At 65.4% G+C, this 22,333-nt stretch carries 23 protein-coding genes; 12 read left to right on the plus strand and 11 right to left on the minus strand.

What is annotated here, in order from left to right; translation table 11 throughout:
* Nucleotides 1-31: 31 nt before the first annotated feature.
* The 3 genes from ACN9M3_RS19405 to ACN9M3_RS19415 are packed head-to-tail and all read right to left on the minus strand — an operon-like array spanning nucleotide 32 to nucleotide 2,608.
* Nucleotides 32-652 (minus strand): helix-turn-helix transcriptional regulator, encoded by a 621-nt coding sequence (locus tag ACN9M3_RS19405; protein ID WP_426318347.1) that lies wholly within the window; start codon nucleotides 650-652, stop codon nucleotides 32-34.
* On the minus strand, nucleotides 649-1,890 hold the full coding sequence (locus tag ACN9M3_RS19410) for an MFS transporter (RefSeq protein WP_426318348.1): 1,242 nt from the start codon (nucleotides 1,888-1,890) through the stop codon (nucleotides 649-651). The genes ACN9M3_RS19405 and ACN9M3_RS19410 overlap by 4 nt, the downstream gene beginning before the upstream one ends.
* 55 nt (nucleotides 1,891-1,945) lie before the next feature.
* Entirely contained in the window at nucleotides 1,946-2,608 is a 663-nt protein-coding gene (locus ACN9M3_RS19415) for a GntR family transcriptional regulator (protein ID WP_426162158.1), read from the minus strand.
* Nucleotides 2,609-2,738: 130 nt separating this feature from the next.
* Here ACN9M3_RS19415 and dctP point away from each other — a divergent pair, with 130 nt between their 5' ends.
* From dctP to ACN9M3_RS19465, 10 genes are read left to right on the plus strand one after another with little or no spacing between them, the layout of a single operon-like run.
* The gene (gene dctP / locus ACN9M3_RS19420) at nucleotides 2,739-3,755 is read left to right on the plus strand and encodes a TRAP transporter substrate-binding protein DctP (protein WP_426318349.1); all 1,017 of its coding nucleotides are present in this window, start codon (nucleotides 2,739-2,741) and stop codon (nucleotides 3,753-3,755) included.
* Nucleotides 3,752-4,306, plus strand: coding sequence for a TRAP transporter small permease (locus ACN9M3_RS19425; RefSeq protein WP_426318350.1), 555 nt, complete (start codon nucleotides 3,752-3,754; stop codon nucleotides 4,304-4,306). The genes dctP and ACN9M3_RS19425 overlap by 4 nt, the downstream gene beginning before the upstream one ends.
* Nucleotides 4,303-5,652, plus strand: coding sequence for a TRAP transporter large permease (locus ACN9M3_RS19430; protein ID WP_426162161.1), 1,350 nt, complete (start codon nucleotides 4,303-4,305; stop codon nucleotides 5,650-5,652). The genes ACN9M3_RS19425 and ACN9M3_RS19430 overlap by 4 nt, the downstream gene beginning before the upstream one ends.
* Entirely contained in the window at nucleotides 5,653-7,320 is a 1,668-nt protein-coding gene (mdcA, locus tag ACN9M3_RS19435) for a malonate decarboxylase subunit alpha (RefSeq protein WP_426318351.1), read from the plus strand.
* Nucleotides 7,321-7,328: 8 nt separating this feature from the next.
* Complete coding sequence (gene mdcC, locus ACN9M3_RS19440; RefSeq protein ID WP_426162163.1) at nucleotides 7,329-7,643, plus strand: malonate decarboxylase acyl carrier protein; 315 nt, start codon at nucleotides 7,329-7,331, stop codon at nucleotides 7,641-7,643.
* Nucleotides 7,640-8,524, plus strand: a complete 885-nt coding sequence (locus ACN9M3_RS19445) for a biotin-independent malonate decarboxylase subunit beta (RefSeq protein ID WP_426318352.1) — start codon at nucleotides 7,640-7,642, stop codon at nucleotides 8,522-8,524. The genes mdcC and ACN9M3_RS19445 overlap by 4 nt, the downstream gene beginning before the upstream one ends.
* Nucleotides 8,525-8,526: 2 nt before the next feature.
* Nucleotides 8,527-9,243, plus strand: coding sequence for a biotin-independent malonate decarboxylase subunit gamma (gene mdcE / locus ACN9M3_RS19450; RefSeq protein ID WP_426162165.1), 717 nt, complete (start codon nucleotides 8,527-8,529; stop codon nucleotides 9,241-9,243).
* Nucleotides 9,227-9,925 carry a malonate decarboxylase holo-[acyl-carrier-protein] synthase gene (gene mdcG / locus ACN9M3_RS19455; RefSeq protein WP_426162166.1) on the plus strand — a complete coding sequence of 233 codons (699 nt, stop codon included), beginning with the start codon at nucleotides 9,227-9,229 and terminating at the stop codon, nucleotides 9,923-9,925. Before mdcE ends, mdcG begins: the two co-directional genes overlap by 17 nt.
* Nucleotides 9,922-10,848, plus strand: a complete 927-nt coding sequence (mdcB, locus tag ACN9M3_RS19460) for a triphosphoribosyl-dephospho-CoA synthase MdcB (RefSeq protein ID WP_426318353.1) — start codon at nucleotides 9,922-9,924, stop codon at nucleotides 10,846-10,848. Before mdcG ends, mdcB begins: the two co-directional genes overlap by 4 nt.
* Nucleotides 10,806-11,738, plus strand: coding sequence for an ACP S-malonyltransferase (locus ACN9M3_RS19465; protein ID WP_426318354.1), 933 nt, complete (start codon nucleotides 10,806-10,808; stop codon nucleotides 11,736-11,738). Before mdcB ends, ACN9M3_RS19465 begins: the two co-directional genes overlap by 43 nt.
* On the opposite strand, the gene trxC is transcribed toward ACN9M3_RS19465, so the two are convergent.
* Nucleotides 11,735-12,169, minus strand: coding sequence for a thioredoxin TrxC (trxC, locus tag ACN9M3_RS19470; protein ID WP_426318355.1), 435 nt, complete (start codon nucleotides 12,167-12,169; stop codon nucleotides 11,735-11,737). The two genes, ACN9M3_RS19465 and trxC, sit on opposite strands and share 4 nt — an antisense overlap.
* A 61-nt stretch (nucleotides 12,170-12,230) precedes the next feature.
* On the opposite strand from trxC, the gene ACN9M3_RS19475 reads away from it, so the two are divergent.
* On the plus strand, nucleotides 12,231-13,112 hold the full coding sequence (locus tag ACN9M3_RS19475) for an alpha/beta fold hydrolase (protein ID WP_426318356.1): 882 nt from the start codon (nucleotides 12,231-12,233) through the stop codon (nucleotides 13,110-13,112).
* Here the strand turns inward: ACN9M3_RS19475 and ACN9M3_RS19480 are convergent.
* The 6 genes from ACN9M3_RS19480 to ACN9M3_RS19505 are packed head-to-tail and all read right to left on the minus strand — an operon-like array spanning nucleotide 13,109 to nucleotide 20,700.
* Nucleotides 13,109-13,915 (minus strand): substrate-binding domain-containing protein, encoded by an 807-nt coding sequence (locus ACN9M3_RS19480; protein WP_426318357.1) that lies wholly within the window; start codon nucleotides 13,913-13,915, stop codon nucleotides 13,109-13,111. The genes ACN9M3_RS19475 and ACN9M3_RS19480 overlap by 4 nt on opposite strands.
* Entirely contained in the window at nucleotides 13,916-14,569 is a 654-nt protein-coding gene (locus ACN9M3_RS19485; RefSeq protein WP_426162172.1) for an energy-coupling factor ABC transporter ATP-binding protein, read from the minus strand.
* Complete coding sequence (locus ACN9M3_RS19490; RefSeq protein ID WP_426162174.1) at nucleotides 14,566-15,273, minus strand: ABC transporter permease; 708 nt, start codon at nucleotides 15,271-15,273, stop codon at nucleotides 14,566-14,568. Before ACN9M3_RS19490 ends, ACN9M3_RS19485 begins: the two co-directional genes overlap by 4 nt.
* A complete protein-coding gene (locus ACN9M3_RS19495; protein WP_426318358.1) occupies nucleotides 15,273-16,229 on the minus strand; it encodes a formate dehydrogenase accessory sulfurtransferase FdhD in 957 nt (318 codons plus the stop codon). Before ACN9M3_RS19495 ends, ACN9M3_RS19490 begins: the two co-directional genes overlap by 1 nt.
* Entirely contained in the window at nucleotides 16,226-19,009 is a 2,784-nt protein-coding gene (gene fdhF, locus ACN9M3_RS19500) for a formate dehydrogenase subunit alpha (RefSeq protein WP_426318359.1), read from the minus strand. Before fdhF ends, ACN9M3_RS19495 begins: the two co-directional genes overlap by 4 nt.
* Nucleotides 19,006-20,700 (minus strand): NADH-ubiquinone oxidoreductase-F iron-sulfur binding region domain-containing protein, encoded by a 1,695-nt coding sequence (locus tag ACN9M3_RS19505; protein ID WP_426318360.1) that lies wholly within the window; start codon nucleotides 20,698-20,700, stop codon nucleotides 19,006-19,008. Before ACN9M3_RS19505 ends, fdhF begins: the two co-directional genes overlap by 4 nt.
* 99 nt (nucleotides 20,701-20,799) lie before the next feature.
* Between ACN9M3_RS19505 and ACN9M3_RS19510 the strand changes: the two genes are divergently transcribed.
* Nucleotides 20,800-21,210, plus strand: coding sequence for a hypothetical protein (locus ACN9M3_RS19510; RefSeq protein ID WP_426318361.1), 411 nt, complete (start codon nucleotides 20,800-20,802; stop codon nucleotides 21,208-21,210).
* Here the strand turns inward: ACN9M3_RS19510 and ACN9M3_RS19515 are convergent, their stop codons facing one another.
* A complete protein-coding gene (locus ACN9M3_RS19515) occupies nucleotides 21,211-22,251 on the minus strand; it encodes a dienelactone hydrolase family protein (protein ID WP_426323801.1) in 1,041 nt (346 codons plus the stop codon).
* Nucleotides 22,252-22,333 lie beyond the last annotated feature (82 nt).

The following is a 22,333-nucleotide window of genomic DNA, read 5'->3' on the forward strand; positions in this document are numbered from 1 at the left end:
CCCCTACTCTACACCAGCGCTGGAAATGCTGTCACACTGGCTTGATGCGGTAGGCGCAACGGCGCTCCCCCGCCAGGATATGCTCCTCGCGCTGCACCTGGCATCCAGGACCCAGCACGCGCTGGAAAACGTCGAGTTCCGAACGGCAGAAATTCTGGCATTCGCGGGCTGCGGCGCAGATCGGGCAATGGTTTTCAACCAGCAGTAGCGATCCGTCGCCTTGCTGCTCGACTTCGGCCATATAGCCCTCCACGTCGCGCGCCAGCGCCAGGGCTTGCACGCGTTCAGGTAATGCCGTGCCGTCGCCGATCGCTTCGCGGTAGAAAGCCTCACTGGCCTGTTCGCGGGCGGTGATCAGCTTATCCATGCCATCTTCCCCGAACAGGGCTCGCACTTGCGTGATCAGCTGCAGCGTCAGGTCGGCGTGACGGTCGGGAAAGCGCGCGTGGCCGGCGTCGGTCAACAGCCAGCGGCGCGACGGGCGGCCGACTTTTTCCGCCACATCTTCAAACGTCACGAAACCACGTACCTCCGCCGCCTCCAGGTGGCGGCGCGTGCCCATCGAAGTCAGGTCGAGCAACTCGGCCAGTTGCTGCGCCGTGCGCGGGCCGCGCGTCTTCAGCAGGAAAAGGATCTGGTCGGCGGTATTCATGCGCCGGCTCCTTCAGTGCCAGCCAGCCCGCGCTGCACAGGCGCCGCCGCCAACTCTCCACGCCAACCGCGCAGGCGCCAGCCTGCCCACGCCGCCAGCACGGCGCCGAGCAACAGGATCAGGCGGGTATCGACCAGCGTCAGCACGGAGCCGATCGCCGCCATCAAGATATTCGCGAAGCAGAACGTCATCGAAAGCAGGCCCATGACGGAGCCCTGTCCGTGTGCCGCGAAGCGGTCCGCCGCCCAGGATTGCACTGTCGCGTTATAGAAAGCGTTGGGCAGCCCGAACAGGCAGATCGCCACCATGCCGATCCACAGGTTGCCAAGCGCAACACCAGCCACTGAAGCAGCGAGGCCGAAAGCCAGCCAGCTCGCCCGGTGCAGCGGTGCCATGCTGCTCGGCCGGCCAGCGATGATAGCGGCCAGCGTCATGATCGCGCACATCGCCATATTGATGGTCGCAATGCCGCGTGCATCGTAGCCGCCTTGCTCCACCAGCCACAGTGGGTAGTATTCATAGAATCCGGTGATGCCGCAGGTCAGCGCCAACTGCACGATGAACAGCGTGCGCAGTTCAGGGACGCGCAACAGGTGCATGGCGTGATGCGAGCGCGCCACCTGCCACCAGGAGACGCCATCGGAAGGCGCTTTGGCGGCGCGCGGCACCGTCATCGCCACGAGCGCCGCAGCCAGCATCAGCGCTGCCACGGCAACCCAGAACGGCACCGTAATGCCGAAACCCAGCGTGAAACCGGCCAGCACCGGGCCTACCAGCCAGCCCAGGTGCAGCGAACCATTCACCAGCGACAACGCGCGCATGCGCTGCGGGCCCTCCAGCTTTTCCGCCACCAGGGCGCGCGCCACCGCGCCGTTCCCTTCCAGCAGGCCGGTGCCGAAGCGCGCCAGGATGAACAGCGGGAAGGACTGCGTCACCAGCGCGAGACCGGTCAGCGCGTGGCCCGCCGCTGCGCCGAGGGCAGTGGCCAGCAGGATCGGGCGGCGCCCATAACGGTCGGACAAAGGCCCGAGCAGCGCCGAGCCGATCACCAGGCCGATCGGGTTCACCGTCAGCGCGATGCCGAACAGCAGCTTGGGCGGCAGGCCGAGGAAGTTGTTCAGGCTATTGTGGGCTTCTGCCGCGAACAGCGGCGGCAGGATAGGATATGGCAGTGATGCGCCCGTAGTGGACAGCAAGCCAAGCAGGCAGGTAGCCGCGATGAGGAGGAGATTGTTCATGCCCTCCAATATACGCAGCGCCCGACAATAAGTAAACGAAATTCTTTATTTATTATCAGGCCGCGGATTTGGTCAGTTGCGGCAGCGATGCCATCAGGTCGGAAAAGCGCTGGCCCTGGATCATCACGTGCCCGCGCAGCAGCTCGGCCGCCTTGTCGCCGTCGCCCGCAAGGATGGCCTGCACCACGCCTTCGTGCTCGGAATACGAATGGCCGATGCGGTTGCGCACGCGGAGCTGCAGGCGGCGGTATGGCCGCAGGCGCCGGTACAGGCTGCGCGTCTGCTCGAACAGGAAGCTGTTGTGGGCGCCGGCATAGATCGCCTCGTGGAAGGCCTCGTTGCGGTAGTAGTACTCGTCCGGCTCCTGCGCTTCCACCGCGGCCTTGCATGCCTCGTGGGCCGCGAGCAGGACCTGCTGCTCTTCCGGCGTCATGCGGCGCGCAGCCAGGCGGCCGCAGGTCGCTTCAAGCTCGGACATCACTTCGAACATTTCAACCAGTTGCTGCGGCCCCAGTTCGGCCACGATTGCACCGCGCCGTGGCCGGATCACCACAAGGCCCATCGATTCGAGTTGGATCAGCGTTTCGCGGATTGGCGTGCGCGACACGCCGAAGCGGGTCGCCAGTTCCGTTTCGTCCAGGTGCTGCCCTGGCTGCAGCTCGCCCATCGCAATCATTTCCTCGATGGTTTCCCGCAGGGTGGAAGAATGTTTCGTCATGGAACTAAAAGTTCAGTATGTATATGAGACTCCATTATAAGACGCATATTTCACTTGACAATGTATTCGGCGAAGATATTCTTGTATACATAAAAAACAAAGCTGCATACCTAACCCCTTGGAGGATGACATGTCCCAGATGACCCGCAGGTCCGTTCTTGCCGCACTCGCCACCAGCCCGCTGTGGCTGCAAACCGCCGGGGCCCAGACAGGCTCGCTGAAGATTTCGCACCAGTTCCCCGGCGGCACCCTGGCCGAAGGCGACTTCCGCGACCGCCTGACCCGCATGTTCGCGGCGGAAGTCGAAAAGCGCACCAAGGGAGCCCTGAAGTTCGCGATCTATCCAGGGTCTTCGCTGATGAAGACCAACGCCCAGTTCTCCGCCATGCGCAAGGGCGCGCTGGACCTGTCGCTGGTGCCATTGTCCTACGCAGGCGGCGAAGTCCCGGAAGTGAATATCGGCCTGATGCCCGGCCTGGTCACGTCGTATGAACAAGGCTACGGCTGGAAAAACCAGGAGATCGGCAAGGCGCTGACCCAGCTGCTGTGGGAAAAAGGCGTGGTGCTGGTGAGCTGGATCTGGCAGGCAGGCGGCGTCGCTTCGCGCGTCAAGCCGGTGATCGATCCCGAAGATGCCAAGGGCATGAAGATCCGCGGCGGCTCGCGCGAAATGGACCTGATCCTGAAAGCCGCCGGCGCCGCCGTGGTGTCGCTGCCATCCAACGAAATCTACGCCGCCATGCAGACCGGCGCGATGGATGCGGCCTTGACCTCCTCCACTTCCCTGATTTCCTTCCGCCTCGAAGAAGTATCGAAAGCGCTGACCACCGGGCGCGGCACCGCTTACTGGTTCATGTTCGAGCCCTTGATGATGTCGCGCGCCGCCTATGAACGCCTGCCGAAAGACCAGCAAGCCGCCATCATGGCCGTTGGCGCCGAACTGGAAGCCTTCGCCAAGACCGCGGCCCAGGCCGACGACACGCAAGTGGCAGCCGTCTACCAGAAGGCCGGCGCCAAGGTGGTCGACCTGAACGCAGCCTCCGTCAAGAAATGGCAAGCCATCGCCCGCACCACGGCGTGGAAGGACTACGGCGAACGCAACGACAACTGCGCGAAACTGCTGGCCCTCGCGGAGAAAACGCTGTGAGCCACGGATTCGAACTCAACCCGCCCAAGGAGGCGGCCTTGCCGCAAACGCCCGGTCTTTCGACGGTCGGCATGCTGCTGGCGAAAGTGAACCAGGGCCTCCTCGTGTTGTCCATGGTGGCCATGGTGACCACCGCCCTGATCCTCACCTATTCCGTGGTGTCGCGCTACTTCTTCCACGCGCCGACCGACTGGCAGGACGAAGCGTCGATCTTCATGCTGGTTGGCGTCACCTTCTTCTGCTGCGCATATGTGCAAAGCTTCCGCGGCCATATTGGCATCGAGGCGCTGGCTGCGATCCTGCCGCCCAAGGCCAATGCGGTGCGCCTGTTCGTCGTCGACCTGCTTTCCTTCGTATTCTGCGCCTTCTTCTCCTGGAAATCGTGGACGCTGTGGCACGAGGCCTGGGTCGACGGCCAGACCACCACTTCCACCTTTGCGCCGCCGCTCTGGATTCCCTATTCCATGATGGCGGCCGGCATGACCTTGCTGACCCTGCAGATCCTGCTGCAAGTGCTGGCTCGTATCACTGAAAAAGGAGCCGCAAAATGAGCGAGCTGACTTTGGGCGCCCTGTACGGCATCGTCACCCTGGTGGTCATGTTCTCCGGCATGCCGATCGCGTACGCGCTGGGCATCGTGGCGACCACCTTCATGTATTTCTTCATGCCCGCCAGTTCGCTCGACACGGTGACCCAGAACGTGTACGAGGAAATGGCTTCCATTACCCTGTTGTCGATCCCGCTGTTCATCCTGAAGGGCGCAGCGATCGGCAAGTCGCCGGCCGGCAAGGACCTGTATTCAGCCATTCACACCTGGCTGCACAAGGTGCCTGGAGGCCTGGGTATCGCCAACGTGTTTGCCTGCGCACTGTTTGCCGCCATGGCCGGCTCCTCGCCGGCCACCTGCTCGGCGATCGGCTCGGCCGGCATTCCTGAAATGCGCAAGCGCGGCTACTCGCCCGGTTTCGCTGCCGGCATCATCGCGGCCGGCGGTACGCTCGGCATCCTGCTCCCGCCATCGATCACCATGATCCTGTACGCCGTGGCGGCGGAGCAGTCGCTGGGCCGCCTGTTCCTCGCTGGCATCGGTCCCGGCGTGCTCCTGGTGCTGCTGTTTGCCGGTTATGCCGTCTACCGTGCCCGCACCGAATACAAACTGGCGCTGGCGGCTTACCAGAAAGGCGGCGTCAAGTCGGCCTACCTGGAAGACGAACATTTCACGCTGCGCGAAAAAGTGGAAATGCTGCCGCGCGTGCTGCCCTTTATCATCCTGTTGATCGGCGTGATGGTTGCGCTGTACGGCGGCTTTGCCACGCCTTCCGAAACGGCGGGCCTGGGCGCCCTGCTCGCGCTGGTGCTGATCGCCGTGGTGTATGGCGCATGGCGCCCCAAGGACATGTCGCCGATCCTGTCCTCCACCATCAAGGAATCGACCATGCTGCTGCTGATCATCGGCATGTCGCTGCTGTATTCCTACGTCATGAGCTACCTGCATATCAGCCAGGCGGCTGCGAGCTGGGTGGTCGGCATGCACCTGTCCAAATGGGTGCTGCTGGCAACCATCCTGGTGCTGGTGGTGGTACTGGGCTTCTTCCTGCCGCCGGTCTCGATCATCCTGATGACGGCGCCGATCATCCTGCCGCCGCTGCGCGAAGCAGGCTTCGACCTGGTGTGGTTCGGCATCGTGATGACGGTAGTGATGGAAATGGGCCTGATCCACCCGCCGGTAGGCCTGAACATCTTCGTCATCAAGAACATCGCACCTGATATTCCACTGCGCGACGTGATCTGGGGTGTGACGCCTTTCCTGCTGCTGATGGTGGCCGCGGTGATCCTGCTGTGTATCTTCCCCGGCATCGCTACCGGCCTGCCGGACATGATCATGGGAGCCAGGTAAATGAATGCACCAATCCGCGTGTGGGACAGCCTTCAACGCAATCGCAACGAGCGCCTGGCGCGCGCCCGCAACGTGCTCGGCGGCGAACTGGCAGGCAAGGCGCTGCCGGCAGCCCGCATCAGCGACCTGCTGCATGCGGTACTGGAGAACGGCGACCGCGTCTGCATCGAAGGCAATAACCAGAAGCAGGCCGATTTCCTGGCGCAGGCGTTGGCCGGTCTCGATCCGCAGCGCGTGCGCGGCCTGCACATGCTGCAATCGGTGCTGGCCCTGCCTGAACACCTGGACGTGTTCGAGCGCGGCGTTGCCTCGAAGCTAGACTTCTCCTTCTCCGGCCCCCAGGCCGCCCGCGTGGCAAAGCTGGCGGCGGCCGGCAAGCTGAATATCGGCGCCATCCACACCTACCTGGAGCTGTTCAGCCGCTACTTCATCGACCTGCCGCCGCGCGTGGCCCTGGTCGCTGCTGAAGCGGCTGACCGCCACGGCAACCTCTACACAGGGCCGAATACGGAAGACACGCCGCCCATCGTCGAGGCCACCGCCTTCAAGAACGGCATCGTGATCGTGCAGGTGAACCGCATCGTGGACGACCTGCCGCGCATCGACGTGCCAGGCGACTGGGTCGACTTCGTCGTGCAGTCGCCGACGCCCTACTACATCGAGCCGCTGTTCACGCGCGACCCGGCCCAGATCTCGGAAATCCAGGTCCTGATGGCCATGATGGCGATCAAGGGCATCTACGCCGAATACCAGGTACAGCGCCTGAACCACGGCATCGGCTTCGATACCGCGGCCATCGAACTGCTGCTGCCGACCTACGGCGCCTCGCTCGGCTTGCGCGGCAAGATCGCCACCAACTGGGCGCTCAACCCGCATCCCGCCCTCATTCCAGCAATCGAAGCGGGCTTCGTGGAGTCGATCCATTCCTTCGGCTCCGAACTGGGCATGGAAAACTATATCCGCGCCCGGCCGGACGTCTTCGCGGTCGGTTCGGACGGCTCGATGCGCAGCAACCGCGCCTACTGCCAGGCCGCCGGCCACTACGCCTGCGACATGTTCATCGGTTCGACCCTGCAGATCGACCTGGCCGGCAATTCCTCCACCGCGACGCTGGGCCGAATCTCCGGCTTTGGCGGCGCGCCCAATATGGGCGCGGATGCGCGGGGCCGGCGCCACGCCAGTCCGGCATGGCTCAAGGCCGGCGAACAGGCGCGCCAGGGCAGCGGCGCCATCCCGCGCGGCCAGAAACTGGTGGTGCAGATGGTCGAGACCTTCCGCGAACACATGCAGCCGGCCTTTGTCGAACGGTTGGACGCATTGGAACTCGGCGAACAGGCCAAGATGGCGATTCCGCCGGTGATGATCTACGGCGACGACGTGACCCACATCCTGACCGAGGAGGGCATTGCCAACCTGCTATTGTGCCGCAATGCGGAAGAGCGCGAGCAGGCAATCCGCGGCGTCGCTGGCTACACACCGGTCGGGCTGCAACGCGACAAGCGCATGGTGGAAAACTTGCGCGAGCGCGGCATCATCACGCGTGCCGAAGACCTGGGCATCGACAAGCGCCATGCCACGCGCGACCTGCTGGCGGCAAAGAACATGAAAGACCTCGTGCGAGCGTCGGGCGGCCTGTATGACCCGCCCAAGCGCTTCCGCAACTGGTAGGAGCCAAGATGGAAACACTCAATTACCGATTCGAACAAGGCCGCCGCTCGCTGTCGGCCGAACCGCGCATTGTCGGCGTGGTCAGCTCCGGCAACCTGGAAGTGCTGATCGAGAGCACGCCGCTGGGCGGTGCCTGCGAAGTAGGCATCCAGACCGCCGCCGTCGGCTTCGGCCCGATCTGGCAAGCCGTGATCACCGACTTCCAGGAACGCTGGCAGCTGGCCGACACGCGCATTGCCATCAACGATATGGGCGCGACACCGGCCGTGGTCAGCCTGCGGCTGGACCAGGCAGTGGAATCCATGCTGGGAGAAGGCCAATGAGCAGCTACCTGGAGGCCAATGCGCGCGAGCGCCTGGCGCTGTTCGACAGCTTTGAGGAATTCATCGGTCCTGCGCAGCGCGTCGTCAGCCCGCACCTGGCGCAACTGAATGCACCGGTGGCGTTCGACGACGGCGTGGTTGTCGGCCGCGCCACCCTCGACGGACTGACCGTCTTTGCCGCCGCGCAGGAGGGAGGCTTCATGGGCGGCGCGGTGGGCGAAGTCCATGGCGCCAAGCTGGTTGGTCTGCTGCGGCGCGCCGCGCTTGACCGTCCTGCCGCCGTGCTGCTGTTGCTGGAAACTGGCGGGGTGCGCCTGCACGAAGCCAACGCCGGCCTGATTGCAGTGTCGGAGGTGATGCGCGCCGTGCTGGATGTACGTGCAGCCGGCGTTCCGGTGGTGGTGCTGATCGGCGGCTCCAACGGCGCCTTCGGCGGCATGGGCATCGTGGCGCGATGCGCCAACTCGCTGGTGATATCCGAGGAGGGCCGGCTGGCCATGTCGGGCCCGGAGGTGATTGAAACCGCCAGCGGCGTCGAGGAATTCGATTCGCGCGACCGCGCCCTCGTGTGGCGCACCACGGGCGGCAAACACCGCTACCTGATGGGTGATGTGCAACGCATCGTGGAAGACAGCATTTCCGCATTCCGCCAGGCTGCGCTGGACGCCATCGAGGAAGCGAGCAGCGGCACCGTCGAACTGACATTGGCCGCCCTGGAAGCGGAACAGGCCATGCTGGAGCAACGCATCGAACGCTTTGGCGGCTTGCGCGACCCGGCTGATATCTGGTCCGCGCTGGGCATCGCCGCCCCCCACGACGTTCCAATGCTCGATATCGATTCCTTCACCGCCGCCGCGGCGCCTTGCCGACTGGGAGCATGACCATGGACTGGAAAATATTGGCCGACGCCCTGTTCCCCGGCGGGCATGACATCGTCGAACATGAGCAATTCCTGAACGGCAGCGCACGCGTGGAGGGCCAGGACGTCAGCGTAATCGGCACCACCGGCCATGCGCCGATCGGCGTGGAAATCGCCCTGGCACAGGCCAAAGCCGTGCTGGCGACGGTGCGCAGCCACCCAGGCCGCCCTATCGTGCTGCTGGTCGACACGCAGGGACAGCGCCTGCGCCATCGCGACGAGATGCTGGGCATTAACAGCTACATGGCCCACCTGGGCAAGTGCATCGACCTCGCACGCCACATGGGACACCGCATCATCGGGCTGGTGTACGACCAGGCATTGTCCGGCGGCTTCATCACCAGCGGTTTGATGGCAGATGCCTGCTACGCCCTGCCCGATGCCACGATCCGCGTCATGGGCTTGCCTGCAATGGCGCGCATCACCAAGGTACCGGAAGAAAAACTGGTGGAGCTGGCGCGCAGCAATCCCGTGTTCGCGCCGGGGCCGGAGAACTACTTGCGCATGGGCGGCTTGCAGGCAATCTGGGAGGGCGACCTTGCCGCCCACCTCGCGCACGCCATCGACAATGCGCCGCGCGAAGACCAGCGCAGCGCCCTCGGCCTGCTGCGGGGCGGCCGCAAGGCAGCGCAACCGGTCATCGAAGCCATCATCGGCGGCAGCAATGCACGCGCGGCATGACCTGGCGTGGCTGACGCGCGACGGCTGGCAGGATGTGCTGGCCACGGCAACACAGGGCACGCCCGCCCACGCAGCGATTGCCCGCTGGGCCGCTTGCGACTGGCCGCTGGTCGTGCGCCGCCGGGACGACGCAGCGCAAGCGCCAGCAAGCGCCAGCGGGCACGCGGGCGAGCCTGCCGGCGAGATCTGCCTTGGCCTGGCGGCCCCGCCCGACCCGGTCAGCGCAGCAAAACTGCGCTTGCCATTACGCGTCCCGGCCCGGCACATCGCCCGCCACAGCGCACCAATGGCGCTGGACGCCGTGGTCCATGCCCTGCCCGCAGGCTGGCAAGCGCCGTTCGCCCGCCTGGCCACGGCCAGTGCAGGCCTTGACGTCCGGGTATTCGGCTCGCTCGCCCTGCAAGCGCTCACGGGCCAGGCCTACCTGCGTGACGCCTCCGACATCGACCTGCTGTTCCGCCCCCGGGACAGCCTCGAACTGGACGCAGGCACCCTGCTGCTTGCCGGCTTCCTCGATGAACTGCCGCTGGACGGCGAAATCATCTTCCCCAGCGGCCAGGCCGTGGCCTGGAAAGAATGGCTCAACGCCCACGCCCACACCGAACGCGTGCTGGTCAAGTCGCATGCCAGCGTCAAGCTCGGCACGCGGACCGAGCTGCGCGCAGAACTGGAGCCTGCATGACCACCTCCGCCATCCGCACGACGGAGGCCGCCCGCGCAATGGCGGCTGCGCTCAGGCGCAGCGCCGGCCCTACCGCACACCGGCATCCAGCGCAAGCGCTCTCCCGCGAAGTCGCCCTGCGCGCAGTGCGCAGCCTGTACCACGAACTGGCCCTTTACCCCAAGCCCGGCCTGGTCTCCTTCGTCGACAACGGCAGCCATGCCGACATGGATGCGGACACCTTCATGCGCAGCCTGTTCTCGCTGCGCCACTACTTCGCCCGCATCTGCAGGGCGGGCTACGACGGCGTTCCCTTTGCGGAACTCAAAAGACTCGGCATCGCCGCCGAACAGCGCATGATGGCCGCGACCCAAGGCATCAACACCCACCGCGGCGCCATCTTCGCCCTCGGCTTGCTGTGCGCCGCAATGGGCCGCGTCCGCGCGTTGCGCATGACCTTGACGCCAGCCGCCTTGCGTACCGCCCTGCTGCTGCACTGGGGCGAAGAGCTGGCTGCCCATAGGCATGCCAGCGGTGACTCGCATGGCCAGCAAGCCGCCGCCCGGCATGCCGCCAGCGGCGCCCGCGAAGAAGGCGCGCTCGGTCTGCCCTCGGTATTCGAAGTCGGCCTGCCCGCGCTGCAAGACACGCTGGCGCGTGGCGCCCCCATGCTGCACGCCCGCGTCGACGCCATCTTCGCCCTGATGGCGCATATCAGCGACACCAACATCTACCACCGCGGCGGGGCCCAAGGCGCCGGCACGGTGCGCCATGCCGCCCGCGACTTCCTGCGACAGGGAGGCACCGCAAACCGGCAATGGCAAGAGCATGCGCTGGATTGCCACCGGCGCTTCATCGCCCAGCGCCTGTCGCCGGGCGGCGCCGCCGACCTGCTGGCCGCATGCTGCCTGGTGCACAGCCTGACAACCCTGCCACCGCCATGAATAGCCGCTTGCTGATCCTGTGTCCCGGCCAGGGCGGCCAGCATGCCGCCATGTACGACCTGGCCCGTAGCGACCCGCACGGCGCGGCCCTGCTATCACAACTGGCGCCAATGCTGCCCGGCTTGAGCGACCCCGCAGCGATGTTCAGCAACCACAACGCCCAGCCAGCCATCGTTGCCAGCAGCCTTGCCATGTGGGAGGCATTGCGCCGCGATTGCCCGCAGCCGGCGCTGGTGGCCGGCTACAGCATCGGCGAACTGACAGCATACAGCGTGGCAGGCGCATTCACTCCGGAACGCACCGTCGCCCTCGCAGCACAGCGCGCCGCACTGATGGACGCCTGCGTCGCAGGCGACAGCCCGCAAGCCATGCTCGCGATCAGCGGACGCCGGACAGCAGCGCTGCGGCCCCAGCTTGCAGCTCACGGCTTCCACATCGCGATAGAAACAGGGGAAGACAGCTGCATCGCCGGCGGTCCCGCCGCGAATGCTGCATCCCTGGCGATTCCCGGCGCGCGCATCGCACAGTTGCCGGTCGCAGTCGCTTCGCACACACCCTACTTGCGGGCCGCAGTCGAACCCTTCGCAAGCCTGCTCTCCCAGGAAGCATTCGGTACGCTGCAGGCGCCGGTACTGGGCGGCATCGACGCCGCGCCCGTACGCGACAAGGCGACGGCAATTGGCCATCTCTCCCGCCAGTTGGCAGAAGCAATCTTGTGGGTAGATTGCATGGATGCCTGCGCCGAGCGGGGAATCACCGCAGCGCTGGAACTGGGGCCAGGAAGTGCTCTATCGAAGATGTTGTTGGCACGCCACCCTGGCATTGCCTGCCGCTCGGTGGCCGACTTCCGCTCATTGGACGGAATCAGGAACTGGCTGGCGCATTTCTAGCGCAAGTGCTGCTGCACCCAGGCGATGATGCTCTTGCTGTCCATTGCGCCGGCCTGGCGCGCCAGTTCGCGGCCACCCTTGAACACCGCCAGCGTAGGAATACTGCGGATGGCATAGCGCGCCGCCAGTTGCTGTTCCGCCTCGGTATTAACCTTCACCACACGGAAATAGGGTTCGAGGTGCTGGGCCGCCTGCTCGTAGAAAGGCGCCATCGTGCGGCACGGGCCACACCACGGCGCCCAGAAATCGACCAGCACAGGAATATCGTTGCGCTCGATATGCTTGAGGAAGCGCTCCGTCGACAGGTCCACCGGATGGCCGGTAAACAAGGGCCGCTGGCATTTGCCGCAGGTAGCCTCTTCTTCCAGGCGCACCGAAGGCACGCGGTTGACCGCGTCGCAGTGGGGGCAGACGATATGCAAGTTTTCCATGGGTCCCAGTATAGCGCAGGCTTATAATCCTGAGGGCACGCTTCGCCAGCCAGGAGTCAACATGGAATACGTGAACACCGACCGCTTGCGCATTGCCTTTCGCCAGCATGGCGACCTGCAGGGGGAACCGATCATCCTGCTGCATGGCTGGCCGGATGATATGCACACCTGGGATGGCGTGCTGCCCTTACTTGCAGGCTCCGGCTACCGGCTGATCGTGCCCAGCCTGCGCGGCTTCGGCGAAACCCGCTTCCTCGATCCGGCCACGCCGCGCAGCGGCCAGCTAAGCGCCCTTGCGCAAGACCTGCTCGACTTCGCCACGGCGCTGGGCATCGAACGATTCAATGTCGTCGGCCACGACTGGGGGGCACGCGCCGCCTACAACGCCGCCTTGCTGGCGCCGGAACGCGTGATGCGCTGCATGGCCTTGTCGGTCGGCTGGGGCACCAATGACCCCGGCCAGGCCCTCAGCTTGCACCAGGCGCGCAATTATTGGTACCACTGGTATATGGCAACCGATCGCGGCGCCGAAGCGCTGCGCAAGGACCGGCGCGAATTCGCCCTGCTGCTTTGGCGCACCTGGTCGCCTTCATGGCATTTCGGCGAAGGCGTGTTCCACGACGCCATGCATGCCTGGGACAATCCGGACTGGGTGGACATCACGCTGCACTCCTACCGTCACCGCTGGGGTCTCGCCCTGCCCGACCCTCACTACGCCTTGCAGGAAGAGCGGCTGCGGCACGAATCCATGATCAGCGTGCCGACGCTCACCCTGCACGGCACGGAAGATGGCGCCAACAGTCCGCAGACCTCGGAGCACAAGGCGCACCTGTTCAGCGGGCCGTATCACCGCGCGCTGCTGGCCGGCGTCGGCCACTTTCCTCAGCGCGAGAATCCGGGCGCCGTGGCCGACGCCCTGCTCGCCTGGCTGCAGCGCGCCTAATCAGGCCTGGCGCTTGGGAAGAACAACTGCTGGCCGCCTGGACGGAACTGCGCAATCCTGGCCTGCCCTTCCGGCGACGTGATCCAGTCGATCAGCTGGCGCGCGCCCTTGTAGTTCACGCCGGGATGCCTCGCCGGGTTGGTCGCGATAATACCGTAAGGGTTGAACATGCGCTGGTCGCCCTCCACCATCAACGCCAGGCTGGTCCTGGCCTGGTACGCAGCATAGGTAGCGCGGTCGGTCAGGGTATAGCCGCCCATCTCGGCCGCCATGTTCAACACCTCGCCCATGCCCAGGCCAGCCGAAACGTACTGCGCGCCTGCAGGCTGCGTGCCCACCTGCTTCCAGTAAGCCTTTTCCATGATATCGGTGCCGGAATTGTCGCCGCGCGAAATGAACTTCGCCGGACCGCCCGCCAGCTTGCGGAACGCGGCCAGCACATCCCTGCCGCCTTTGATACCCGACGGATCGCTGGATGGGCCGACCACGATGAAGTCGTTATACATCACGTCGCGCCGGTCAATGCCCCAGCCTTCTGCCACGAACTTGTCTTCCGCCGCGCGTGCATGCACCAAGGTCACGTCCACGTCGCCGTTTTTCGACAGTTCGAGCGCCTTGCCGGTGCCCACCGAAATCACATGGACCTTGCTGCCGGTCCTGGCTTCGAAGGCCGGCAGCAGGAAGGCCAGCAAGCCAGAATTTTCGGTGCTGGTCGTGGTGGACAGCCGGATGACCTGCTGGGCAAAGGCGCTGCCGGACAGCGCAAATGCAGCGGCAAAGGTGAGCAGCAGCCTGCGTTTCATTCACTTCTCCTCAAGTTGTCCATCGCGCAGCTTCAGGCGCCGCACATCCGGCAGGTTGATCAAGTCACGGTCGTGGCAGGCCATGACAACGGTGCTGCCCGACTGGGTCAGCGACGGGATCAAGGCCAATACCTGCTCGCGCGCCTCGCCATCGAGGCTGGCAGTCGGTTCATCGAGCAGCAACAGGCGCGGATGCAGCACCTTGGCACGGGCCAGCGCCACCCGCTGCTTCTCGCCGCCGGACAGCGTGGCCGGCCGGCTGCCGCGCAAATGCTGCACCCCCGCCCAATGCATCGCCTCCTCCACCATGCTTGCAGCCTCGGCGCGCGCCATGCCGCGCGCCTTCAGGCCGAAGCCGATATTTCCCGCCACGCTGGTCGAGAACATCACCGGATGCTGGTGCACATAGACGATCTCGCGTCGCAAGGCAGCAGGGTAAGGAGACAGCATCACCGCCTTGCCCGCAAAATGCACGCCATCCGCATCAGCCGGCGCCAGGCCGGCCAGCACGCGCAGCAGCGTGCTCTTGCCGGCGCCGTTCACTCCGGTCAGGACGTAGGCCCGCGCCGCATCAAGCCTGAAATCACGCAGGTCGAACAGCATTTTTTCACCATAGCGTTTGGTCAGGCGGGCGATCGACAGCATGGGCGTCATCCCCGGCCCCTGGCGGCATGGGCATCGCCCTGCAGCACCATCATCGCGCCATTCATCGCCAACGCGATGGTGACCAGCACCACGCCCAGTGCGATGCCCTGGGCGAATTCGCCCTTGCTGGTTTCAAGCGCAATGGCGGTGGTGATGGTGCGCGTTTCGCCGGCGATATTCCCTCCCACCATCATGGCGCAGCCGACTTCCGAAATCACTCGCCCGAAGCCGCTGATGATCGCCGCCATCACGCCGAAGCGGACCTCATACAGCAGCGTCCCCATGACGCGCCATGGCGAAGCCCCGTGTGCGATGGCGGTTTCCGCAAAACGCGGATCGGCCGCCTGCACCGCCGCCAGCGTGAAAGCCAGCAGCACCGGCAGCGCAATGACGACCTGCCCCGCCACGATGCCCGGCTGCGAAAACAGCCACTGCAAGCTGCCCATCGGACCGTGGCGGGACAGCATCATGTAGAGGAGCAGGCCGATCAGCACCGTCGGCAGCGACAAAGCCGCCTGCACCAGCCAGATCACCACACGCCGGCCGCGAAACTGCGTCATCGCAATCGCATAGCCCCCGATCACGGCGAAGGGCGCCGCCAGCAGCAAGCCGAGTACGCTGGTACTGAGCGAAACCCAGACGATCCCCCACAGCACAGGATCGCCATTGAACAGCAGCCCGAACGCCCCCCGCACCGCTTCCATCAGCCCCATCACGCCTCCCGGCCGAGCCCGTGTCCCACCATGGGGTCACACCCCAAAGGTGACACGGGCTCGGCTGTGGGCTCGGCTGAGGCCGTGTCACTCTGAGGGTGTGACCCCAGGGTGTGACACGGGCGCGGCGGTAGGTCGGCCAACTCGGGTTCGGGGATCAGGCGCTGCGGTGAGGTCAGCAGCAGGTAGTGGCGTCCGGTGCAACGGGCCAGCAGGGTCATGCCGAGGCGGGTGGCGACGCTGTGGCCCATCTGGGTGGTGCCGGAGCGCGATAGCAGGAAGGGGATCGACATTTGCGCGCCCTTGATCACCATTTCGGAGGTCAGGCGGCCGGTCGTGTAGAACACCTTGTCGCTGCCCTCCATCCCGTCCAGCCACATCTTGCCGGCAATGGAGTCGACCGCATTGTGGCGGCCGACGTCTTCGACAAAGTACAGCAGTTCGCCGCCTTGCGTGAACAGGGCGCAGCCGTGCACCGAGCCGGCCTGCTTGTAGATCGACTGCAGCGTGCGGATCGTTTCGACTATCCGGTATACGCCCGATTGCTTCAGGCGTGCAGCGGGCGGCAGGACGATGTCGTCCACTTCGTCCATCAGGTCGCCGAACACGGATCCCTGGCCGCATCCGGTGGTCACCACCTTGCGCGCTGTGCGCTCTTCGATACCGGCGATGCCTGCGCGCGTCCTGACCGCTGCGGCGCCGACCGACCAGTCGACGTGGATGGATTCGACATCTTCCACTGATCGTACCAGGCGCTGGTTGCGCAGGTAGCCGAGCACCAGGGCTTCGGGGGCGCCGCCCAGCGTCATCAGGGTGACCAGCTCGCGCTTGTCTACGTACACCGTCAGCGGGCGCTCGGCGGGTATGTGGATCAGCGAGCGGCGTCCTTTTTCGTCGATCGCTTCCACTTCCTGCGTCAACGGCACGCTGGCCTGTGTCATCTCCGGTAGTCTCATGCGCCTGCTGCCTCCATTGCCTTGCCGCCGCCAAAACTGGACTGGGCGCCGACCGTGCCGCCCAGCGTGACCTTGACTGCACAGTACTTGAATTCGGGGATCTTGCCAAACGGGTCGAGCGCCGGATTGGTCAGCTTGTTGATGGCGGCTTCGTAATAGCAGAACGGTACGAACACTGCGCCGCGCGGGGAACTGTCGTCGGCTCGCGCATACAGCGAAACCTGGCCCCGCCGCGAGGCGATGGTCACCACGTCGCCCGGCGTGCCGCCAAGCGCCGCCAGGTCAAGCGGATGCACCATGGCCACCGGGTCCGGTTCGATGGCATCGAGCACCGCCGTGCGGCGCGTCATGCTGCCGGTGTGCCAGTGTTCGAGCTGGCGGCCGGTGATCAGGACCATCGGGTACGCGGCGCTGGGTCTTTCATCCGCGGGGATGATATCGGCCGGGACAAAACGAGCCCGGCCGGACTCGCGCGGGAAATCCTCTGTAAATACCACCGGCGTGCCTGGATCGCCCTCCGCATGGCAGGGATAGGTCACCGCGTGCTCGCGCTCGAGCCGTTCCCACGTAATGCCTGCGATGCTTGGCATCACTTGCCGCATTTCCGCAAACACGTCGGCTGCGGAGCCGTAGTGCCAGTCCAGCCCAAGGCGCTGCGCAAGCTGCTGGATGATCCATAAATCCTGCCGTGCCTCGCCCGGCGGGTCCAGCGCCTGCCGGCCGATCTGCACCAGGCGGTCGGTGTTGGTGAAACTGCCGGTCTTTTCCGGGAAGGCGCTGGCGGGCAGGATCACGTCGGCCAGGCAGGCTGTCTCGGTGAGGAAGATGTCCTGTACTACGAGGTGCTCCAGCGACGCCAGCGCCGCCCGCGCATGGTTGGCGTCGGGGTCGGACATGGCGGGGTTTTCGCCCATGATGTACATACCCTTGACCTGGCCTGCCTCGGCGGCGTCCATCACCTCCACCACGGTCAGGCCGGGTTTGTCGTCCAGGGTGCCGGGCGCCAGGCCCCAGGCGCTTTCGAAGCGCGCCCTGGCGGACGGCTCGCTCACGCGCTGGTAGTCCGGGTACATCATGGGAATCAGGCCGGCGTCGGACGCGCCCTGCACATTGTTCTGTCCCCGCAGCGGGTGCAGGCCGGTGCCCGGCCGGCCGATTTGCCCCGTCATCAGGGACAGGGCAATCAGGCAGCGTGCATTGTCGGTGCCATGCACGTGCTGCGAGATGCCCATGCCCCACAGGATCATCGAGGCGCGGGAAGCGGCGTACATGCGCGCCACCTCGCGAATCGTCCCGGCTTCGATGCCGCAGATCGGCGCCATGGCCTCCGGACTGTAAGCTGCGACGTTTGCCGCCAGTTCCTCGTAGCCGATGGTGCGGCGGGCGATAAATTCCTGGTCGACCAGTCCTTCCGTCACGATCACGTTCATCATCGCATTCAGCAGCGCCACGTCGGTATCGGGCTTGAATTGCAGGAAGCGGTGGGCGATGCGCGACAGGTCGGAGCGGCGCGGGTCGCATACCACCAGCTTCGTGCCTTGCCGCACGGCGTTCTTGATCCAGGTCGCCGCCACGGGGTGGTTGACAGCCGGATTGGCGCCGATCAGGAGCACCACCTCGGCCTTCATCACGTCCTTGACCGGATTGGAGACTGCGCCCGAACCTATCCCCTCCAGCAGCGCCGCTACCGAGGAGGCGTGGCACAACCGCGTGCAATGGTCGACATTATTGCTGCCAAAGCCGGTGCGCACCAGTTTCTGGAACAGGTAGGCTTCTTCGTTGCTGCCCTTGGCGGAGCCGAAGCCGGCCAGCGCACGCGCGCCGCGCCGGTCGCGGATGGCGGCCAGCTTGCCGCCGGCCAGCGCCAGCGCTTCGTCCCAGCTCGTTTCGCGGAAGATGTCGTGCACGCGCTCTGGGTCCATGCTGAAGTCGCCCGATTTTGGCGGTGCGTCGGTGCGCCGCACCAGCGGCTTGGTCAGGCGGTGCGGGTGATGCGCGTAGTCGAAGCCGTAGCGGCCCTTGACGCACAACCTGCCCTGGTTGGCAGGGCCGTTTCTGCCTTCCACGTATAGGATCCTGTTGTCCTTGATGTTGTAGGTGAGCTGGCAGCCCACGCCGCAGTATGGGCACACCGAGTCGATGCGTTTGTCCGGCATCGCCAGCGCCGCTTCGCGCGCCGGCATCAGCGCGCCGGTCGGGCAGGCTTGCACACATTCGCCGCATGCAACGCAAGTGGAGGCGCCCATCGGGTCGTCCATGTCGAACACGATTTTTTCATGGTCGCCGCGCCAGGCCAGGCCGATGACGTCATTCATTTGCTCGTCGCGGCAGGCACGCAGGCAGCGTGTGCACTGGATGCAGGCGTCGAGGTTGACCGCAATCGCGGCGTGCGTCAGGTCGCAGGCGGGTTGCAGGCGGGCTGCAAAACGGGGCTTGCCGAGGGCCAGCCTTGCGGCCCAGTGTTCGACTTCGTTATGCCGCGTATGCGTTTGTTGCGGCATGTCCGCCAGCAGCAGTTCCAGCACCATCTTTTGCGCTGCGCGCGCCCGTGGGCTGTCGCTGGTGACCTTCATCCCTTGCACGGGATGGCGGCAGCAGGATGGCGCCAGTACGCGCTCGCCGTCGATCTCCACCATGCACGCGCGGCAATTGCCGGCCGGCGCCATGCCGTCCTTGTAGCACAGGTGCGGAATCTCGATGCCTGCGCGCCTTGCCGCCTGCAGCAGCGTTTCGCCTTCCGCCGCCTGCATTGCGCGCCCATCGAGCTCGAAGTCGATCATCGCGTGACCTCGTGCGGGAAGTAGTTCAGCACGCAGTCGACCGGATTGGGGGCGGCCTGCCCAAGTCCGCAGATCGATGCATCGCGCATCACTTGCGACAGTTCCCTGAGCAGGCTTGCGTCCCACACCGGCGCTTCGATCATGTCAGCCGCCTTGGCGGTGCCGGCACGGCATGGCGTGCACTGGCCGCAGGATTCGTGACGGAAGAAGCGCATCATATTGGCTGCCGCGGCCCGCGCGCTATCGTGTTGCGACAGCACGATGACGGCGGCGGAACCGATGAAGCACCCATAGGGCTGCAGCGTGTCGAAGTCGAGCGGGATGTTGTTCATGCTGGCAGGAAGGATGCCGCCGGATGCTCCGCCCGGCAGGTAGGCGTAGAGCTGGTGCCCGTCCTGCATGCCGCCGCAGAATTCGTCGATCAGCTCCTGCACCGTGATGCCGGCAGGCGCCAGCTTGACGCCCGCTTGCTTCACGCGGCCGGACACGGAGAACGAGCGCAGCCCTTTGCGGCCGTTGCGGCCATGGCCGGCGAACCACGCGGCCCCTTTTTCCAGTATCTCCGGCACCCAGTACAGGGTTTCGAAGTTATGTTCCAGCGTTGGACGGCCGAACAGGCCCATCTGCGCCACGTAGGGTGGCCGCAGGCGCGGCATGCCGCGCTTGCCTTCGATCGATTCGATCATCGCCGATTCTTCGCCGCAGATATAGGCGCCGGCGCCGCGCCGCAAATGGATGCGAGGCGTTCCTTCACCGAGCCGCGCCAGCTCCTGTTGCAGCAATCTGCGGCAATCATGGTATTCATCGCGCAGATAAATATAGATTTCGTCGATGCCGGCAGCCCAGGCGGCGATCAGCATGCCTTCGATGAATTGCCGGGGATTGCGCTCGAGGTAGTAGCGGTCCTTGAAGGTTCCCGGCTCGCCTTCGTCGATATTGACCGCCATCAGGCGCGGGGCCGGCTCCTTGCTGACGATGCGCCATTTTCGCCCAGCCGGGAAACCGGCTCCGCCCAAGCCGCGCAGGCCAGAGTCTTCAAGCTCCGCGATCACAGCCTCGACGGAGCGCAAGCCCGACAGGCATTCGCGCAAAACCGCAAACGCGCCGGCCTCCGTCGCCGCAACCGTGCCCGCTGTGGCAGACTGCGCCGCGTGGCCGCCCGCCACACCCGCACTGGGAACGGCCGCCGACACGCCCTCGCAACTGGCCGGCGCGATCGCGCGCTGTCCAAGGAGGACGGCGGGCGCCTGGTCGCAACGCCCGATGCAAGGCGCCGGCACGACCCGCACTTCCCGTCCCAGCAACTGCGGCAGGCGCGCCAGCAGTTCGCCAGCGCCTGCCATCTCGCACGACAGGCCGTCGCACACGCGCACGGTCAGCGCCGGAGGCGCAAGCTCGCCCTCGCGGACAATATCGAAATGGTGGTAGAAGGAAGCGACTTCAAAGACCTCAACCTGCGCCAGCCGCAGTTCGGATGCCAAGGCCGCCAGGTGTGCCGCCGACAGGCAGCCATAGGCATCCTGGACCAGATGCAGGAATTCGATCAGCAGATCCCGCCTGCGCGGCAAGTCGCCCAGCAAAGCCTGCACCTGCTGCAGCGCAGCAGCATCGACTTGCCGACCTTTCGGCAGCTGGCGTTTCCTCTCCCGGCTGGCACCCTGCACTGCAATAGGAATCATGCCCTGATTCACCTCGCAAAATGGCGTTGCTTACCTCAGGGTATCATGCGTAGCCCTGCGGCGGAACATGTTATTGTCAGTATAAGGATGCCACAGCACGGGAGGTCAACCGTGGAAATTTTTCAATCGCTGGCGTCCATGTTGGACCTGTACCAGTTGAGCCTGACGATCATCCTTGTCCTGCATGCGTTCAGCCTGGTACCGCAATGGCAGCGCCAGTATTTTCACCCCCGCCTGATGCGGGTGGCGATGCTTGGAATGATGCTGGGGATAACACAAGGTGCGGTCATCGCCGTCGCCGTCGAAGATGGCGCGATCGCGCGTGGCGGCGGCATTGCCCTGCTGGGCGCCGCAATCATGATGCATGCCTGGGTCGCGCTGCAGAACCTGCTGGCCAGCTACGCCTTCGTCCATCTGCACCACGCCAGCGCCGTCATGTCCCACCGCATGCGCTGGGGCCAGCGCCCGCTCGGCTACCTGAGTGCCGCGCTGACTCTGGCCGCCGGACTCACGCTGGCGTAATCAGTTGCGGCCGGCGGTGCCGTGCTCCGACGACCAGACGATGTCGTTGTCGACCGAATACAGGCGGCACGGCTCCCTGCTCGCCGCCTGGCAGGCCGCCAGCGCCTTCTCGTTGGTGTTTTCGCCCTCTTCCGCCCAGCCCCACGATCCCGTCGCCGAAATCGCAAACGCACGCGGCGTGGCCTTCTTCAGGAATTCACGATACTGTTCGCGGCCGCGTTGCGGCAGGTAAGGCACGGCATTCACGTCATCCAGCGCGGCGTAATGGGTGGCCTTTTGCGCAGGCGGTTCGGCAATTGCATAGACTTCGCGCGTCGGCATGCCAACCGCGGCCAGGAAGCGCTCGACTTCCGGCAGCCAGATCGCTGCGCCATCGCGGTTGCCCAGCAGGCCATGGGCATCCTTCTTGAACGGGCCATACGCCACCAGGTCCGCCTTGCCGCCGGCCGCCGTGAAGGCGCCGTGCATGCGCGCCACCAGTTCCGGGCCGAAGTAGCTGTCATTGGCGCCGTACAGCCACATGCTGGGCAGCTTGTTGCGGCGGCCGTACTCGCCGAAGGCCTTGACCAGGGCGCCCTGCCAGTTGCACAAGTCCCCGTGCACCTTCAGGCCGCCGGCGAAATTCATGATGCCACGTACGCCGGGCAGGTCTTGCGTGGCGGCCGCCATGCTCGCCAGTCCGCCGAAGGACTGGCCGGCCAGCACGATATGTTCATTGTCGACCCAGGGCTGGCTGCGCGCAAATCGCACCACGTCGGCGATATCGCCAGCCTGCTCATAGCCATTGGCCGTCATATTGCAGCCGTATTCGACAAACTTGCCTGTCGAATTGGCGAATCCGGTGCGCATCGGCACCATCACCGCATAACCGCGGCGCACGAACGCCGTGGCCAGGTAGATGAAACGGTCGCGCGCCTGCAGCTTGGGGTTGCCGGGCGCCTTGCCGTGGTTGACGATCAGCAGCGGGAAGGGGCCGGGGCCGGAGGGACGGAACACGGTGGTCTCCAGCTGCACGCTCTGCGCGCGGCCAGCCGGCACCATGATGACTTGCTCGTTCAGGCGCGCATCGAGCGCAGCCTCCCCCGCCTGCGCCAATGGCAGGCTTGCACAGGCCAGCAGGATG

Origin of the sequence: Pseudoduganella sp. R-43, assembly GCF_049913255.1 — a bacterium.
Lineage (GTDB): Bacteria > Pseudomonadota > Gammaproteobacteria > Burkholderiales > Burkholderiaceae_D > Rugamonas.

Bases quoted from the DNA above. Each gene is read 5' to 3' on its own strand.
- ACN9M3_RS19405 (WP_426318347.1), bottom strand. From the start codon at position 652: ATGAATACCGCCGACCAGATCCTTTTCCTGCTGAAGACGCGCGGCCCG.
- ACN9M3_RS19410 (WP_426318348.1), bottom strand. From the start codon at position 1,890: ATGAACAATCTCCTCCTCATCGCGGCTACCTGCCTGCTTGGCTTGCTG.
- ACN9M3_RS19415 (WP_426162158.1), bottom strand. From the start codon at position 2,608: ATGACGAAACATTCTTCCACCCTGCGGGAAACCATCGAGGAAATGATT.
- dctP (WP_426318349.1), top strand. From the start codon at position 2,739: ATGTCCCAGATGACCCGCAGGTCCGTTCTTGCCGCACTCGCCACCAGC.
- ACN9M3_RS19430 (WP_426162161.1), top strand. From the start codon at position 4,303: ATGAGCGAGCTGACTTTGGGCGCCCTGTACGGCATCGTCACCCTGGTG.
- mdcA (WP_426318351.1), top strand. From the start codon at position 5,653: ATGAATGCACCAATCCGCGTGTGGGACAGCCTTCAACGCAATCGCAAC.
- mdcC (WP_426162163.1), top strand. From the start codon at position 7,329: ATGGAAACACTCAATTACCGATTCGAACAAGGCCGCCGCTCGCTGTCG.
- ACN9M3_RS19445 (WP_426318352.1), top strand. From the start codon at position 7,640: ATGAGCAGCTACCTGGAGGCCAATGCGCGCGAGCGCCTGGCGCTGTTC.
- mdcE (WP_426162165.1), top strand. From the start codon at position 8,527: ATGGACTGGAAAATATTGGCCGACGCCCTGTTCCCCGGCGGGCATGAC.
- mdcG (WP_426162166.1), top strand. From the start codon at position 9,227: ATGCACGCGCGGCATGACCTGGCGTGGCTGACGCGCGACGGCTGGCAG.
- mdcB (WP_426318353.1), top strand. From the start codon at position 9,922: ATGACCACCTCCGCCATCCGCACGACGGAGGCCGCCCGCGCAATGGCG.
- ACN9M3_RS19465 (WP_426318354.1), top strand. From the start codon at position 10,806: ATGCTGCCTGGTGCACAGCCTGACAACCCTGCCACCGCCATGAATAGC.
- trxC (WP_426318355.1), bottom strand. From the start codon at position 12,169: ATGGAAAACTTGCATATCGTCTGCCCCCACTGCGACGCGGTCAACCGC.
- ACN9M3_RS19475 (WP_426318356.1), top strand. From the start codon at position 12,231: ATGGAATACGTGAACACCGACCGCTTGCGCATTGCCTTTCGCCAGCAT.
- ACN9M3_RS19480 (WP_426318357.1), bottom strand. From the start codon at position 13,915: ATGAAACGCAGGCTGCTGCTCACCTTTGCCGCTGCATTTGCGCTGTCC.
- ACN9M3_RS19485 (WP_426162172.1), bottom strand. From the start codon at position 14,569: ATGACGCCCATGCTGTCGATCGCCCGCCTGACCAAACGCTATGGTGAA.
- ACN9M3_RS19490 (WP_426162174.1), bottom strand. From the start codon at position 15,273: ATGGGGCTGATGGAAGCGGTGCGGGGGGCGTTCGGGCTGCTGTTCAAT.
- ACN9M3_RS19495 (WP_426318358.1), bottom strand. From the start codon at position 16,229: ATGAGACTACCGGAGATGACACAGGCCAGCGTGCCGTTGACGCAGGAA.
- fdhF (WP_426318359.1), bottom strand. From the start codon at position 19,009: ATGATCGACTTCGAGCTCGATGGGCGCGCAATGCAGGCGGCGGAAGGC.
- ACN9M3_RS19515 (WP_426323801.1), bottom strand. From the start codon at position 22,251: ATGGTGCCGGCTGGCCGCGCGCAGAGCGTGCAGCTGGAGACCACCGTG.